The sequence below is a fragment of the uncultured Campylobacter sp. genome (genome assembly GCF_938030785.1).
Classification (GTDB): domain Bacteria; phylum Campylobacterota; class Campylobacteria; order Campylobacterales; family Campylobacteraceae; genus Campylobacter_B.
In genome coordinates this window covers 26877-41674 of the sequence record NZ_CALHIK010000148.1, presented here as the reverse complement: position 1 = coordinate 41674, position 14798 = coordinate 26877, and the positions used below count along the sequence as shown (strand labels likewise).

Here is a 14798-nt window from a genome sequence, read left to right as displayed (position 1 = left end):
AGCGGTGAAAAAGAAATGTGATTTTACAAAAATAATCTTAAAACGGCGTTAAAATTCTAACCGCAGAATTTTATGTAACTTAGACCCGCTCAAATCGTGGCTAAATTTCACACCAAAACGCGCAACTTTATCTGATTTCCGATCAGATCACTTTCGTGCGCACAAGGCGACGTAAATTTAAGACGAAATTTTATATAAAATTTCAGAGCTCTTAAATCCGCCGCGATAATCTAATCCACTCTTAAATCGTGCGGATCAATAGGTTTTCACTGGGATAGGCGCCGATAGCATCTTGGCGATACTTGAGTATTCGTATGCTCTTCGGCAGATATTATTTTCGGCATCGGGACCCTTTTCTACAGTGAAGGTTTTCTTTTTGGCATCTACGCTAATTACGAAGCATCTATCCCCTTTGTCGCTTTTAAGATACGCTGAATTTGCTCCGTTAGGCTCTAAGGGAACGTATGTCATAATTGAAAAATCTCCAAATTTACCACTGGTTGTATAGTAAGCGTTTATATCGGTTTCAATAGTACTTAAATTTGTCATCAACTTAGAGATCTCCGCATCATCTCTAGTAGCCGATAATCTCGGTAGCCCAATCAATACTACGAGCAAAATAACTACTACGATGCCTATGATAGGCACTACGGATAGCTTCTGAGGCGTTACGTCGTATTCGCAGTTTTGTAGCGACTCTGCGGCTGCACTTTGCTGCACTCCGCTTATCTCGTCCGCTTTAGCTGCAGCCACTCTACGTCTTAGTTCCTCGGCTAAATCGTGGCTGATGCAGACCTTATCTACGGGATTAAAGATAGTGCCTAATGACTTGGCAAGCACGATAGCGCACGGAATTCCGATGATGGTAATGAACTGACCTATAACCGTAAAAATTCCACCAATAAAAAGCCAAATACCAAAAACTATGATGTAAATGACTTTAACGATATTCGCGTAAGTTTGGTATGTCATATGTACCGCGTCGATTACCGATCCTTTCTTTTTACGCACCATATCGTGCGTAAAGGGTAAAAATAAGAATTTACCGTATTCCATAAGACCTAACCCCACGGGAGCGGTCACGACTAAAATGGTAAGGATCAAACCCGACAAATAGGTCAAGATAGCCAAGATCCAACCAGCCATAAAAAACCAAATAATGTTACCTAAGATACGCATATTTTACCTCTTTATAAATTATGCAAATCAAGCGAGCCGCCTACCTCGGACAGCTCGCACAGCCTCTCTCACCCGTTTTGTAGAGTATTTTCGTAACTCGTGCGGAAGGATGCGCCGAAATACTATGGCGCAGCAAAGCGCCAAGAGATGCTAAGGTGCACACTGCACGCGGCGCAACTGCACCTGCGGCTACGGCGTACAAAACGAGCCTTGTGCGTGCAAACCCCCGTATGCAAAACAACTGCGGAATGATAGGGGGGGGGGTTAACGATTGGTAACGAACGCTTTTCATCGATAAAATTTTAGTACGCAAATGACTGCGGCAAGGGTGTTTGCGAAATTTAAAATTTATTTTGAAAAAGTTAGGAATTTCAAAATTTTAACGCTAGGATTTTGAAAAATTTTATAAATTTTTATGAAATTTACAGATCAAAATTTTAAAATTTTTACGGTACGGCGAAGCGAATTCTTAAAATTTTGCTATGGCTTTTAGCGCAAAATCTTCCCGATAAGGACACAAAACAGAAATTCCAAATCAAATTTTCGCGACGTGAAGCGCTTCCTTAATTATGAATTTAAAATTTTACACGTGAAATTCCCACGCTACACAGTGCGGCGTATTTCTGCCAGTATAAAATTCGCAAGCAAAATTCCAACCTCGCAAACTCAAAAGCATACGGCAATTACTTCTTGAAATTCTAGCACACTTGCCTGCGGACAAATATCGCGTTACTTCACAAAATTTCAGCCTCACAACGCAAGCTCGCCTTGCGTTTTCGTTCAGACGGCGATCTGTCCGCGCGCCGCTACGTCGTCTCGTCGCCGTCTTGGTTTTGAAGCGCGTCCGCTTCGCTCTCCGCCGCTATCGCCTCGAGGCTTAAAATTTCATCGACATCCTCCAGCTGCGCTACGCCGCTTCCCGCAATGCTTCTAATGCTTGCGTGCATCGCGATCGCTCCGTCTCGCGCACGTGCGATCTGTTTTTCACGCTGTTTCCAGATGCGCTCCATCGCGTTGCGCTCCTTATTTAGGCTTTCTTGCATGCCGACGAATGCCGATACGATCGTCTTTATCTGGTTTGCGAACTCGGGCGAGGTCAGATAGTCGTAGAGCATTGCCGTTTTGCTATCTTGATTTTGCCCCGATCTTTTGGCAAACGCAAGCGCCACGACATGTTCGCGCAAGACGGCGCAAAGCCCCTTAAATTCCTCAAACGAACAGATCCAGATGCTAGCATCGCTCGGCGCTTGATGCAGCCTAGGGCTGTGAGGCGGCATCTGCTCGGTGACGATAACGCCGATCTGCGCGCCCTCGCCTATCATATCATCTTTGAGTTTGTCGATCCATTTGGGCTCGAAGCTTTTCGTGCGCTTGCTCTCGTATAAAATTTTACCGCAGCCCGCAAACTCCCTCGTATGCACCATTTGCACGCAGTCCGCGCCGCGCGCGCCCTTTTTGACCTCATCTATCTCGTCCAAAGGAAAGCTTAGCCGCAGATACTCCTGCAGCGCGAGCTCCTGTACCTCGCCCTGAAGCTGCTGCGAGCCCACCTCCGAGCGGCGCTTGAGCTCGTTTATTTGGCCGATTAGGCTTTGGATCTGCTCATCTTTTTGGCGGAATTTCAGCTCGTTTTCCTGCGAAATTTGTTTCGAAAGCCGCTCGCGCTCTTGGTTTACGCGATTAGTTAGCTCGATCTCGGATTTGGCTTTATTCTCGGCCTCAAGCTCGCTAAATTTACGCTTTTGCGCCTCCATTTCGGCCTTTATTAAATTTAGCTCAGAAATTCTTTGCGATTTTTCTTGCAGCTCCTTTTGTAAAATTTCAAATTTCGCCGCGGTTTCGCTCTCGATCTGCTGTTTCTCTTCCAATAATTTTTGAGAAGATTGTTCTATAATCATCTTGATCTGCTCATCTTTATCGCGAATCTTAAGTTGATTTTCTTCTAAAATTTCCTTTATTCTATTTGAAATTTCAAGCTCTGTCTTTGCTTTATACTCAGTCTCAAGCTCTAATTTCGCACGCTTTTCCTTATCTAACTCTGCCTTAATTAAATTTAACTCACTTACCTGTTTAGATTTTTTATCAAGTTCTTCGTTTAAAGCTTTTATCGTCGCTTGATTTTCTCTCGCAGCCCACTCTTTGCTCTCTTTAACTAATTTTTCGCGCTCTGCGCTAATACCCAAATTTATACCCGCTTGTATTTTCTCATTAACGGCATTTTCGCGTGCTTTCAAGGCATTGTCCGCCTTAATATATGCTAAGCGCTTTTCGTTTAACTCGGTTTCAAATGCTTGCCGATCGACTAACTTTTGTTTCTCGAATTCTTCTTTTTTGCGCTTATAATCCATCTCTAAACGGGCGCGTATTTCATGCTCCATAATATTGTCTATATCGATCTGAGAGCCGCAGTGCGGGCACTTTACGTTAGCCATTTTTGCTTCCCAAACTCTGCTCTTTCATCTTTTCAAATTCCTGCGAAATTTGCGCTGCATTGGGCTCATCCGCCATCTTATCGAGCACGGAGTTATAGCGATTTACGAGCAGTATCGCAAGCGCCGAAAAGCAAAAACCAGGCAGCAGCTCGTAAACGACCGCCGAAAGCCCCGATAAGATCCAGCAAATGACCGTGATACCGCCTACGAGCATGCCCACCAAAGCCGAGAGCGCGCTCATTTTTTTAGAATACAGGCTGAAAAGTAGCACCGCGCCAAAGCTCGCGCCAAATCCTGCCCAAGCGTTGCCCACGACGTTTAGCACCGTATCGTTTGAGCCAAACGCCAAGATCGCGGCGACTGCGGCGATGATCACGACGGCGATGCGGCTGCTTAGCGTCTGCGTACGCTCGCTCACCTCTTTTTTATAAAACGCGAAGATAAAATCCTTCGTAACCGCGCTCGCGCTTACCAAAAGCTGGCTTGAGATGGTGCTCATAATCGCCGCCAGCACCGCAGAGATTATAACGCCTAAGATAAATGGGTGAAAGAAAATTTTACCGAGCTCTAGAAAAATTTTTTCCGGATCGTCTATGCTAAGACCTTTTTGCGAAAAATACACAAAGCCTATCAGGCCGCTAAGCATCGCGCCTACTAACCCTAGTACCATCCACGAAATTCCGATGCGGCGCGCGCTATCAAGCTCGCGCGAGCTTCTAATCGCCATAAAGCGCACGATGATGTGCGGCTGCCCGAAGTATCCAAGCCCCCAGGCAAGCAGACCTAAAACACCCAATAAGCTTTGATTGTAAAATAGATCGAGATGGCTCGCGCCGTAGAGCCGCACCTGTGCGAAAAAGGAACTGTCTGCAGGGATCTGCAACGCGCGGTAAGAAAACAGAGGGATCAAAATAAGCACCGCAAACATCAGCGCGCCCTGAAACGCGTCGGTAATCGCGACGGCCTTAAATCCGCCGAAAAAGGTATAAAACACGACGATTAAGATCGTAGCGATCGCGCCGTAGGTGAAATTTAGCCCGAAAAAGCTCTCAAAGGTCTTGCCGCCGGCGATGATGCCGCTGCTAACATAGAGCGTAAAAAATATGATGATCAAAAGCCCCGAGATAATGCGAAGCGTCTTGGTATGGTCTTTGAAGCGGTTTTCTAAAAAATCGGGGATCGTGACGCTGTCGCTTGCTACCTCGGTGTAAATTCTAAGCCTTTTGGCAAGAAATTTATAGTTGCACCACGCGCCCACGCAAAGCCCTAGAGCTATCCAGATATTGCAAATCCCCGTCGCAAACATCGCCCCGGGCACTCCCAAAAGCATCCAGCCGCTCATATCGCTAGCGCCCGCGCTAAGTGCCGTCACGAATGGCCCTAGGCGGCGATTATCGAGCAGATACTCGCTTAAGCTCGCATTCTTGTCATAATAATACCTACCTATAAAAATAAGCGCGCCGAAATATATCGCGATTGCGCAATAGGTCCAAAAGCTCATCCTGTCATCCTTTTAAAAAAGGCTAATTCTACCCTACTTCAAATAAAATTTCGCTTTTGAAATTTAGCCAGATTTTAACGAAATTTTAGTATTCTTCTCTTTTAAATTTAACCAAAAGGCGTCTGTGTTGAACGAGAAAATTTTTAAAATCGCGTTTTTTTTGGTAGTAGTTTGCGCAGGGCTCTATTTCACCTACCCTGTCGAACTAACTCAGGCGCAAAAAATTTCATATCTCAGAAGCTACGGTATCACGCTCATCTTAACCTCCGGCGGTATCGCCATCGGTATAGTTTTGGGCTTTATTTTGGCGTTTTTGAGATTTTTGGATATTAAACCGATAAGGCTCATCATCGACGAGTACGTGGACATCATCCGCGGCACGCCGATCGTAATCCAGCTGATGGTGTTCGTATTTATAATATTTGCTACCTGGTCGAACAACATCCTCTCGGCGATCTTCGCGCTGGGGCTTAACAGCTCCGCCTACGTCGCAGAGATCGTGCGCAGCGGCATAAACAGCGTAGATCGCGGCCAGATGGAAGCCGCGCGCGCGATGGGGCTAGGCTACGGCACGGCGATGAAAGAGATCGTCTTTCCGCAGGCGATAAAAAACATCCTGCCCGCGCTTGCAAATGAGTTTATAAGCCTTTTTAAAGAAACCTCGGTCGTGGGCTTGGTGGCAATCACCGATCTTACGTTCTTTTCAAAAAGTATGCAGGCGGCGCTTTATACCGTCCAGCCGATACTTTTTGCGGCGGTGATCTACTATGCGAGCGTGAAATTTTTCTCGCTTCTGGCAAAAATGCTGGAGAGAAGGTTAAATAGAAATGATTGAGATCTCAAATTTAACGAAATACTACGGCGAGCTGCTCGTTTTAGACGGCATCAGCAAGACGATAAATAAAGGCGATATCGTAGCGATCATCGGCCCTAGCGGCGGAGGGAAATCGACATTTTTGCGCTGCTTAAATTTGCTCGAAACCCCGACTAGCGGCACGATCAAAATAGACGGCAAGGATATTACCGACAAAGGCACGAATATCAATGAGATTCGCCGCAAGGTAAGTATGGTGTTTCAGCATTTCAATCTTTTTGCGAATAAAAACGTATTGCAGAATTTAACCCTAGCGCCGATAAAGGCGGGGATCTATACCGAAAGCGAAGCGGTACAAAAAGCCGAGGAGCTGCTAGCTAAAGTAGGCCTTAGTGACAAAGCTTACGCCTATCCGCACAAGCTTAGCGGCGGGCAGAAACAGCGCATCGCGATCGCTAGAAGCCTGGCGATGAGCCCAGATGTTATTTTATTTGACGAGCCTACATCGGCGCTAGATCCCGAGATGATCGGCGAGGTTTTGAGCCTTATGAAAGAGGTCGCCAAAGAGGGGATCACGATGCTTGTGGTAACGCACGAAATGGGCTTTGCGCGCAACGTTGCAAATAGGATTTTTTTTATGGAGGGCGGCAAGATCGCCGTGGACGATACGCCTAAAAACGTATTTGAAAATCCGCAAAATCCGAGATTACAAGAGTTTTTGAATAAAATTTTAAACCATTAAGAGGGGGAAGAGATGAAAAAATTCATTAAATTTTTAGTTGCGGGCGCTTTGCTTTGCGGCTCGCTGGTCGCTAAGGACATCGCCAAAGATACGCTTATCGTAGGCACGAACGCCGAGTATCCGCCGTTTGAGTTCGTGGATGAAAACTCCAAGGTAACCGGCTTTGATATGGATCTGGTAGCCGAGCTTACAAAGCGCGCGGGCGTGAAATATGAAATTTTAAATATGAGCTTTGATGGGCTGATACCTGCGATTAAAAGCGGAAAGATCGATATGATCGCCTCGGGAATGAGCGCGACGCCTGCTCGCAAAAAGGCGATCGATTTCACAAATCCTTACTACAAGGTCGAAAATTTATACGTCAAACGCAAGGACGACAGCTCGTTAAATTCCAAAGCGGATCTAGAGGGTAAGCGTCTTGCCGCTCAGCTAGGCACCATTCAAGAGCTTGCGATCAGAGACATCAAAGGTGCCGAGGTTAGCGCTACGGAGAATGTCTTTGTAGCCGTTATGTCGCTTAAGAACAAAAAGATCGACGCGCTTTGCGTGGATTCGTCCGTGGGCTACGAGTATCTTAAGAAAAATGACGATCTCGTAGCGTTTTTTAAAGAATCTGACGGTAGCGAGGGCTTTTCGATCGCATTCGATAAGGGCAAGTATCCGGAGCTACTCGCTAAATTTAACGCGGCGCTTGAAGAGATGAAAAAGGACGGAAGCTACGAAAAGCTTTTGGAGAAGTATAATTTAAAATAGCTATTGGCAGAGGAGTGAAGCAAATTTAGATACCCAATTTATAAATTTGCTTCACGTAATTTTAATTTATAACGAGGTAGCTTATGAAAAAAATATGTTTTATCGTGCTAGCGTTAGTCTATTTTTGTGCTGCAAAATCTCAGGAACCCGTAACCAAGGTGGTTAAATTTACCCGCTTTATAGACGATAAGTTATTTGCGTTTCGCTGGAATGCGCTGAACGAATTTTCTTGCGAATTAAAAAATTTGAAAATTATCTCGCTTAGAGATGCGCCCGACTGCCTAAAAAAAAGCAAAGAGATTAAAAAATTTGAAAGCGCTCATAAAAAAGAGATTGAAAAAATTATCAAACCGGGCTTTAACTATTACGTTACAAACTATGGCCAATATAGAAATGGCTTTATATGCGATGTAAGCGACGACAAAGATAATTTTAGGCTTTTACTTGTAAAAAACGGTTATGCCATTCCATATGGGGATAGCGAGGTTCTTATCAAGGCTCATGAGGAGGCTAAAAAAGCTAAACGCGGAATGTATAGCGCAAAATTTTGGGACGTTACCAACTGCATCCTAAACGGCGTACCTATACCTAAAAAAGACGAGGATAGATGAGCGAAATTTATGCGCTTAGCGACGATGCCTTAACGCCGCCGCAAACTATCTTTTCGCAGATAGATGAAATTTTGCGCTGCGGCGTGAAGCTCGTGCAGTATCGCAGCAAGCTCGTCGTGAGAGATGAAGCTTTAATCCGCTCTCTCATCGGCCTTTGCGAAGATTACGGCGCCGAACTCATTATCAACGACGATGCGGCGCTTGCCAAAAGGCTCGGTGCGCACGGCGTGCATATCGGCAAGGGCGACGGCGAGACGGCGCAGGTGCGTGAGTTTTTAGGCGCGGATAAGATCGTCGGCGTTAGCTGCTACGCTGGTCTTGCTCGCGCGCAAAAGGCCGAGGCACAGGGCGCTAGCTACGTAGCCTTCGGCTCTCTAAGGCGCGGCAAAACAAAGCCTGATGCGCCGCTTTGCCCAGATCAGATCGTGCAAGAGGCTCGAAAATCTTTAAACCTCCCAATCGCCGTAATCGGCGGGATAAGCCTAGAAAATTTAGATGAAATTTTAGCCCTCAAGCCCGATTATATCGCGATGGTAGAGGCGATCTACAAACCTGCTTCAATTACGCAGAATTTAGCAAATTTAAAGGAAAAAATGGATGAATATATTTGACGCCGTGATTTTAGGTATCGTCGAGGGGCTGACTGAGTTTCTGCCCGTAAGCTCGACCGGGCATATGATCCTAGCCGCAAAACTAATGGGCTTGCAGCAGACCGACACGCTTAAATGCTTTGAGGTCGTTATTCAGCTAGGCTCGATCCTAGCGGTCGTCGCGATGTTTTACAAGCGGCTTTTGGTCGATTTTAAGCTCTGGTGCAAACTTATCGTGGGTTTCATCCCCACTGCAGCGATCGGCTTTTTGCTCTATAAAAGCATCAAATCGCTCTTCGCGCCGCAGACCGTCGCCTACGCGCTGATCGGCTGGGGCGTTATTTTTATCGCAGTCGAGCTCTTTCGCAAGGCGCGTCCTAGCGGCGGCGAGCTAGAACATCTGGAACAAATTTCATACGTTCAGGCCTTTATCATCGGGCTTTCGCAATGTTTTGCGATGGTGCCGGGTACTTCGCGCAGCGGCGCCACCATCATCGCAGGGCTTTTGTGCGGGCTAAGCAGAAACCTAGCCGCGCGCTTTAGCTTCCTGCTCGCGATCCCTACGATGTTTGCGGCGACTTTTTACGACACCTATAAGAATTTAGACACCTTCGCGCAAAACTCCGACAATATCACGACCTTTCTCGTAGGCGGCGTAGTGGCGTTCGTCGTGGCGCTTGCGGCGATCAAGCTATTTCTAAGCTTCGTCTCGAAGTTCGATTTCATCCCGTTTGGAATTTATAGAATTCTAATCGGCGCGCTATTTTTCGTCTTTGTTTTCTAAGATGCGCTCGCAAATAAAAATTTAAAATTTGGAGATTTTATGGACTCAAAACATGGCGCTCTTCGCGCCTTTTTAGCGGAAAAACTCAGCTTTTACGCCGTATTTGGGGGCAGAGCGCTAAACGCATTCCTGCTCATTTTGGCGCTAAATTTCGCCGTTTGGCTTCTAAAAAGTACTCATATCTCGGCCCGCCCGTTTTTTACGACGGATACACTGTTTTTCGCAGCCGCGCTGATCTGCAGCATAGGGATTTTATTTCTGATCCTTTACGCGCTGTCTTTCTACTGCCGCAAGCTCTATAAATTCCTCATCTTCGCGCTATTTGCTCTAAATTTAGCCCTGGCGCTCATGCAGATTTTTTTGATACTCGGCCTGGAGCTTACCTACTCGCACGGCGTGCTGGATGCGATGGTGCAAACGACGCCCAAGGAGGCCTTTGAGTTTGCGCACGCGTTTTTAAATTTAAAATTTATCCTCATCGCGGCGGCGGTTTGCGTGGTTTCGCTGATATTTTTAAAATTTCGCCTAGCGATCTGCGCCGAAATAAAGCTCATCCGCGCGGTAAAATACCTTTTTTGGCTCAGCCTATGTGTCTTCGCGGCGCACGCCGCATACGGCACATACGTCGCTAAAACCTCCAAAATGCGCGCCACGCTCATCATAGCGCTGAATGAAATTCCGCTTTATAATTTCGCTTTCGTCAGCAAAGATTATTTTCAAAAGGATTTCAAAAACGAACGCGAACTGGATGAAATTTACGAGCGCGCCTACGCCTCGCACTCGCACAAAACGGCGCCGAACCGCGTCTCAAACGTCGTTTTCATCATCGGAGAGAGCCTGCAGCGAAATTTTATGAGCCTATACGGCTACTATCTGCCCACTACACCGAACTTTCAAGCGCTTGAGCGAAGCGGAAATCTAATCGCCTTTAGCGACGTCGTCTCGCCGGGCGCCAAGACCAACGATGTGTTAAAATACTTGCTAAATTTCGGAAATTACGAAAGTGAAAAGCAGCGCCCGTGGAGCGCAAATCTCGATATAGTCGATTTTGCACGGCTCGCAAACTACGAGACCTTTTGGATTAGCAACCAGGAGCGCTACGGAAAATGGGCGGTCGCAAGCGGAGCGGCTGCAAATAGAGCTGATTTTACCGACTTTACAAACCAGATCCCGGTTTACAAATACGCCTATTCGCTCGACGAGGTCCTGCTTCCGAGTATAAAAAATTTCAAATCGGGCGCGAAAAGATCGCCTCTTGCGCGCAAGGACAAAAGCTCTGCCGCAGAGGTGGGCAGCGCGCAGATGAAGGATAAATTTTTCATCATTCATCTGATGGGTTCGCACCCGAGCTACGAGTTTCGCTATCCAAAAAGCTTTGCTAAATTTAGCGCCGCGGATATTTCGCGCGAGCCGCTTGATGAGGGGCAGAAAAAAGAGCTCGCACACTACCTAAACACCGTGGCTTACAACGATTTTATCGTGAGCGAAATTTATAAAATTTTTGCGAGCGACAACACGCTGATAGTCTATTTTAGCGACCACGCCCAGAGCCTCTATCAATACCGCGGCAAGCTGATCCACGGCGGCATCAACCGCTTCACGCTCGAAATCCCGCTGATTTTCATGGCGTCGGATAAATTTAAAGAGCAAAACGCTGATCTTTGGGCGCGCATCGCGGCAGCCAAAGACAGGCCGTTTTTAAACGACGATCTCATCCACGCGATTGCAGAAATTTTAGAGATGACCGACCTACCGGAGTACGATCCCGCTCGCTCGGTGATAAACGCGGATTTCAACGCCTCGCGTCCGCGCATCATCGAGGGGGTCGATTACGATAAGGTTTACAAGCTGCAGAAGGAATTCGGCGAGTAAATTTAATGAAATTTTACGCCTTTTAGCGGTGCAGATTTCGCTTCTTAAAATTTGCGCTCTTATTTACAAGCGCTCGCGCCCTAATTTAGCTTTCGCACGGGCGCGTCTGCATATTTTCGCAGCCGCAGGCTCTACGACAAATTTCTCGCCGCGGAAATTTGCCAGCAAAACTCGGCTTTGTAAAATTTCAAAATTTGCGGCTAAAATTTCACGGCGCAAAATTCCATAAAACAGAATTCTGCCGATAAATTCGGCTCGTAAATTTAAAATTTCAAAATTACGAGCCGCAAAATTTAAAAGCGGCTCTTGCTATAAAATTTCGCTAGCTCAATTTATGCTGCCGCAGCGGTATTTGCCCGCTACGAAGGTGATTTTATCGCGAATTTGAGCGATCTGTCTTAGCGCCTCCGCCAAGAAATCCACGTCGCTTTCGTCGTGGATGAACGAGAAGCTAGCCCGCACCCAAGCGGGTTTGCGCGACATTTCGGTATCGGGCTGTAAGCCGAGCAGCTCAAAGCCGTATGGCGCTGCGCAGTCGCATCCTGCGCGGGTCTGGATCTCAAATTTCTGCCCGAGCACCCCGGCTAGCGCGTCCGCGCCGAGTCCTTGCATATTAAAAGCAAAGATCGGCACGCGCGGCGCGGTGAGATTGCCGTAAATTTCAATCTCGGGGATTTTTGAAATTTCACTTATGAAGCGCCTGCAAATAGCCTCTTCGCGCGACTTGATCGCCTCTAGCCCCGCGCTTTTGCGAAGCTTTAGAGCGAGGTATGCCCGCACCAGCGCGATGATGCCCGGCGTGCCCGCTTCCTCCAAGCGCTCCTTGTCGATTATAAAGCGCTGCGTCAGGGCGTCCGCGTATTTGATCGTGCCGCCTCCCGCGAATGTCGGCTCCTCGCCGCGCAAAAACTCCTTTCGCACTGCTAAAATTCCGCTAGCGCCCACGCCGCCCAAAAGCTTGTGCGCGCCGAAAAACACGCCGTCGCAAAAGCCGAGATCTACGTTTTCGTGCGCGATGAGCGCGCTAGCGTCCACAAACAGCCGCCCGCCGTGCGCCTTAAGCATCAAATAAGCGCGTTTGTAATCTAGCTTAAGCCCCGTCACGTTCGATGCCGCGGTAAGCACGCCGTAAATTTCGCGCCCTTTGTTTGCGGATAAAATTTCGCCCAAGCGCGCAAAATCCATCAGCCCGCTTGGATCCAGCGGCACGCGCACGATCTCGCAAAGCCCCTGCCGTAGGCTGATCTCCACGGAATGATGCTCAAAAGGCGAGATGATGAAAAGCGGCAGCTCTTTTATGCTCTCGCGCCGCAAGCCGAACCTGTCTCGCGTAGCAGGCGGCAGGTAGATGCCTAGAATTTCCCAGAGCTTCTTTATCGCCGCAGTCGCGCCGAAACCGCAGGAGATCAGGTAGTAGCGCTCCTCGCAGCCCAGAAGCTCTTTGATTTTGGCTCTTGCATTTTCGTAGTAATCGCTTGTAATCTCGGCGTTGGCTCCGCCTGCGGAGTGGACGTTGGCATATGTTGCAAGCACGCGCTCGATCTCCGCTTCTATAGGACGATACGCAAGGCCCGAGGCGGCGCAATCGAAGTATTTGACCCCCTCTTTTAAGATAATATTTTCTTTGATCATTTCAAAATCCAAAGCGCGGCTCCAAAATTTTTGCAAATTATATCCAAACTCGCTAAAATTACGCCCGCAAGGAGGGTGAAATTTACGAGTTAAAAGACACGGCGCGAAATTTAGGCGATGTTGGTATCGACGCGATTTTGCAGTTTCATTTCGTATTTGACGAGATAGGTTGCATAAGCGGCTACGCGGACGTTTTCGAAGCGATCGAAAATGAAATTTTGCTCTGCTTCGAGCAACTCGGCGAGCGTTTTAAATTCGGCGGCGAGTGCGAAGAGCAGATCAAAAAAGCGCTGATGAAATTCGCTAGAAGCGACCGCAAAAAAATAGGAATTTCAAAAATCTTGCCGCGATTTACGGCGCAAAAAATCACTGCAGACCTCATAAACGCGAAGTTTTTAATCACCGAAAAATCAAGCGAGCAAAGGGCGCAAAAAGAGCGCAAAAACGACCGCCTCCCGCGCGCGCTGCGCCGCTACTATATCACGGACAAGGTCCATTTCAGCAGCAACTTTGCAAGGTTTTGGTTTAGATTTATCGAGCCAAACCTGCCCGCGCTACGCCGCGGCGAGATAGGGCGCGTGCTAAGCCTAATCAAAGCGGATTTCAACGCCTACGCGGGGCTCGGGTTTGAAATTTTAAGCAAGGAGCTACTCGCGAAGTATTTAAATTTAGAGATTTCGCAAATTTCAAGCTTCTGGAACAAAGAGGTCGAGATCGATATCTACGCGAAATTTGAGAGCTTTTGCGTCGCGGGCGAGTGCAAATACAAGGAGCGAAAAATTTCAAAAAACGTGCTAAACGAGCTCATACTCAAATGCGAAAAAGCGTGCCTCACGCCCGATCTGCTCGCGCTGTTTTCCAAAAGCGGCTTTAGCGGCGAGCTGCGAAGCCTAAAAAGCGATAAAATTTTACTCTTTTCGCTCGAGGATTTTAAAATTTTACTTTGAATGCGGACGTAAAATCAATGATCATAAGGGAATTACCATGAAAAATAGGATCTTGGCGATATCGCTAGGCGTACTTTTGAGCTTAAGCTTAGCAGGATGCGATAGGAGAGAAATAGAAGATATCCAAACGGAGGATTTTTATGCCGTCAATCCGGATAAAGCAAAAAGCGTCTCCGAGGCGTGCGCTCTAGCCGATCTATCCAAAGAATCGGCAGAGATTTACGACAACTGCGAACGAGCCGCCATGGCGTATTTTAAAATCTTCTATAAAAGTATGATGCAATCGGTATCAAGGCAAGAGGCAAAGGCGCAAGATGAAAAACAAAAAGCTATGTGCGAGCGCAAAGAGGTGCGAAATACGGAATTCGACGTGGAATGCTTTCTGTTTCTAGCCGCCACGGGTTTGCCGATAAACTCTACAGCGCCTAAAAATAGGCTGGCTTATCTACTGGAGGAATGTAGAGGCGATGCAGTTAGCCCAAAATGTAGGCTTTTAAGAAAGGAGATAAAGTTTCTCAAGGAAGACCTTAGAATGAGTAAAGAAGAGGTCTACGAGGCATTATCGAAAAAATTGCAAATCGTGATAAAAGACTATATTGATTTTTACGTCTCGCAAGGTAGATTCGACGAAAATCCAGACAAGATAACAAGCATGACGGTCAAGCAGATAGCTCCGAACTCGATTAGCTTAGGCACGACGAGCTATGTCAGCTGCTTTACTATAACCACAATCGATACGGGTAAAAACGCTAGTTTGGAGATACGAAAAGGCGCAAGCCAAAATGATGAATTATGCATGGAAACATATAAATTACCCGAAGTTGCAAAAATTCTAAATGAAAACGACGGCGTTATTAGGCTTAGATAGCAAAGTTTTATATTTTCAAATTCCATTACAAAGCCTTAAGGGCTTAATTTTAAAAATTGAAATTCCGCCGCTT

General features: G+C 47.0%; 13 protein-coding genes. 9 read left to right on the top strand and 4 right to left on the bottom strand.

Translation table 11 applies throughout. The features are described from left to right. Positions 1 to 255: 255 nt before the first annotated feature. The 3 genes from Q0438_RS08680 to putP all read right to left on the bottom strand — a co-directional run bounded on the left by Q0438_RS08680 (position 256) and on the right by putP (position 5112). Positions 256 to 1179, bottom strand: a complete 924-nt coding sequence (locus Q0438_RS08680) for a YccF domain-containing protein (RefSeq protein ID WP_299190185.1) — start codon at positions 1177 to 1179, stop codon at positions 256 to 258. 806 nt (positions 1180 to 1985) lie between these two features. Beyond that, complete coding sequence (locus Q0438_RS08675) at positions 1986 to 3611, bottom strand: DUF2130 domain-containing protein (protein ID WP_299190184.1); 1626 nt, start codon at positions 3609 to 3611, stop codon at positions 1986 to 1988. Continuing rightward, complete coding sequence (putP, locus tag Q0438_RS08670) at positions 3604 to 5112, bottom strand: sodium/proline symporter PutP (RefSeq protein WP_299190182.1); 1509 nt, start codon at positions 5110 to 5112, stop codon at positions 3604 to 3606. Before putP ends, Q0438_RS08675 begins: the two co-directional genes overlap by 8 nt. A 127-nt stretch (positions 5113 to 5239) precedes the next feature. Between putP and Q0438_RS08665 the strand changes: the two genes are divergently transcribed. The 7 genes from Q0438_RS08665 to Q0438_RS08635 all read left to right on the top strand — a co-directional run bounded on the left by Q0438_RS08665 (position 5240) and on the right by Q0438_RS08635 (position 11278). After that, positions 5240 to 5947 carry an amino acid ABC transporter permease gene (locus Q0438_RS08665; protein WP_297988792.1) on the top strand — a complete coding sequence of 236 codons (708 nt, stop codon included), beginning with the start codon at positions 5240 to 5242 and terminating at the stop codon, positions 5945 to 5947. Further along, entirely contained in the window at positions 5940 to 6668 is a 729-nt protein-coding gene (locus Q0438_RS08660) for an amino acid ABC transporter ATP-binding protein (protein WP_299190179.1), read from the top strand. The genes Q0438_RS08665 and Q0438_RS08660 overlap by 8 nt, the downstream gene beginning before the upstream one ends. Before the next feature lie 12 nt (positions 6669 to 6680). After that, positions 6681 to 7421 carry a basic amino acid ABC transporter substrate-binding protein gene (locus Q0438_RS08655; protein ID WP_299190177.1) on the top strand — a complete coding sequence of 247 codons (741 nt, stop codon included), beginning with the start codon at positions 6681 to 6683 and terminating at the stop codon, positions 7419 to 7421. An 83-nt stretch (positions 7422 to 7504) separates the two neighbouring features. Beyond that, positions 7505 to 8032, top strand: a complete 528-nt coding sequence (locus tag Q0438_RS08650) for a thermonuclease family protein (protein WP_299190175.1) — start codon at positions 7505 to 7507, stop codon at positions 8030 to 8032. Beyond that, positions 8029 to 8643, top strand: coding sequence for a thiamine phosphate synthase (thiE, locus tag Q0438_RS08645; protein ID WP_299190173.1), 615 nt, complete (start codon positions 8029 to 8031; stop codon positions 8641 to 8643). The genes Q0438_RS08650 and thiE overlap by 4 nt, the downstream gene beginning before the upstream one ends. Continuing rightward, on the top strand, positions 8630 to 9406 hold the full coding sequence (locus tag Q0438_RS08640) for an undecaprenyl-diphosphate phosphatase (protein ID WP_299190172.1): 777 nt from the start codon (positions 8630 to 8632) through the stop codon (positions 9404 to 9406). Before thiE ends, Q0438_RS08640 begins: the two co-directional genes overlap by 14 nt. A 39-nt stretch (positions 9407 to 9445) precedes the next feature. Beyond that, a complete protein-coding gene (locus tag Q0438_RS08635; RefSeq protein WP_299190171.1) occupies positions 9446 to 11278 on the top strand; it encodes a phosphoethanolamine transferase in 1833 nt (610 codons plus the stop codon). Positions 11279 to 11605: 327 nt separating this feature from the next. On the opposite strand, the gene Q0438_RS08630 is transcribed toward Q0438_RS08635, so the two are convergent. Then, entirely contained in the window at positions 11606 to 12922 is a 1317-nt protein-coding gene (locus tag Q0438_RS08630) for an aminotransferase class V-fold PLP-dependent enzyme (RefSeq protein ID WP_299190169.1), read from the bottom strand. A gap of 125 nt (positions 12923 to 13047) precedes the next feature. On the opposite strand from Q0438_RS08630, the gene Q0438_RS08625 reads away from it, so the two are divergent. Beyond that, positions 13048 to 13857 carry a DUF234 domain-containing protein gene (locus Q0438_RS08625; protein WP_299190167.1) on the top strand — a complete coding sequence of 270 codons (810 nt, stop codon included), beginning with the start codon at positions 13048 to 13050 and terminating at the stop codon, positions 13855 to 13857. Positions 13858 to 13894: 37 nt separating this feature from the next. Continuing rightward, a complete protein-coding gene (locus Q0438_RS08620; RefSeq protein WP_299190166.1) occupies positions 13895 to 14725 on the top strand; it encodes a hypothetical protein in 831 nt (276 codons plus the stop codon). Positions 14726 to 14798: the final 73 nt, after the last annotated feature.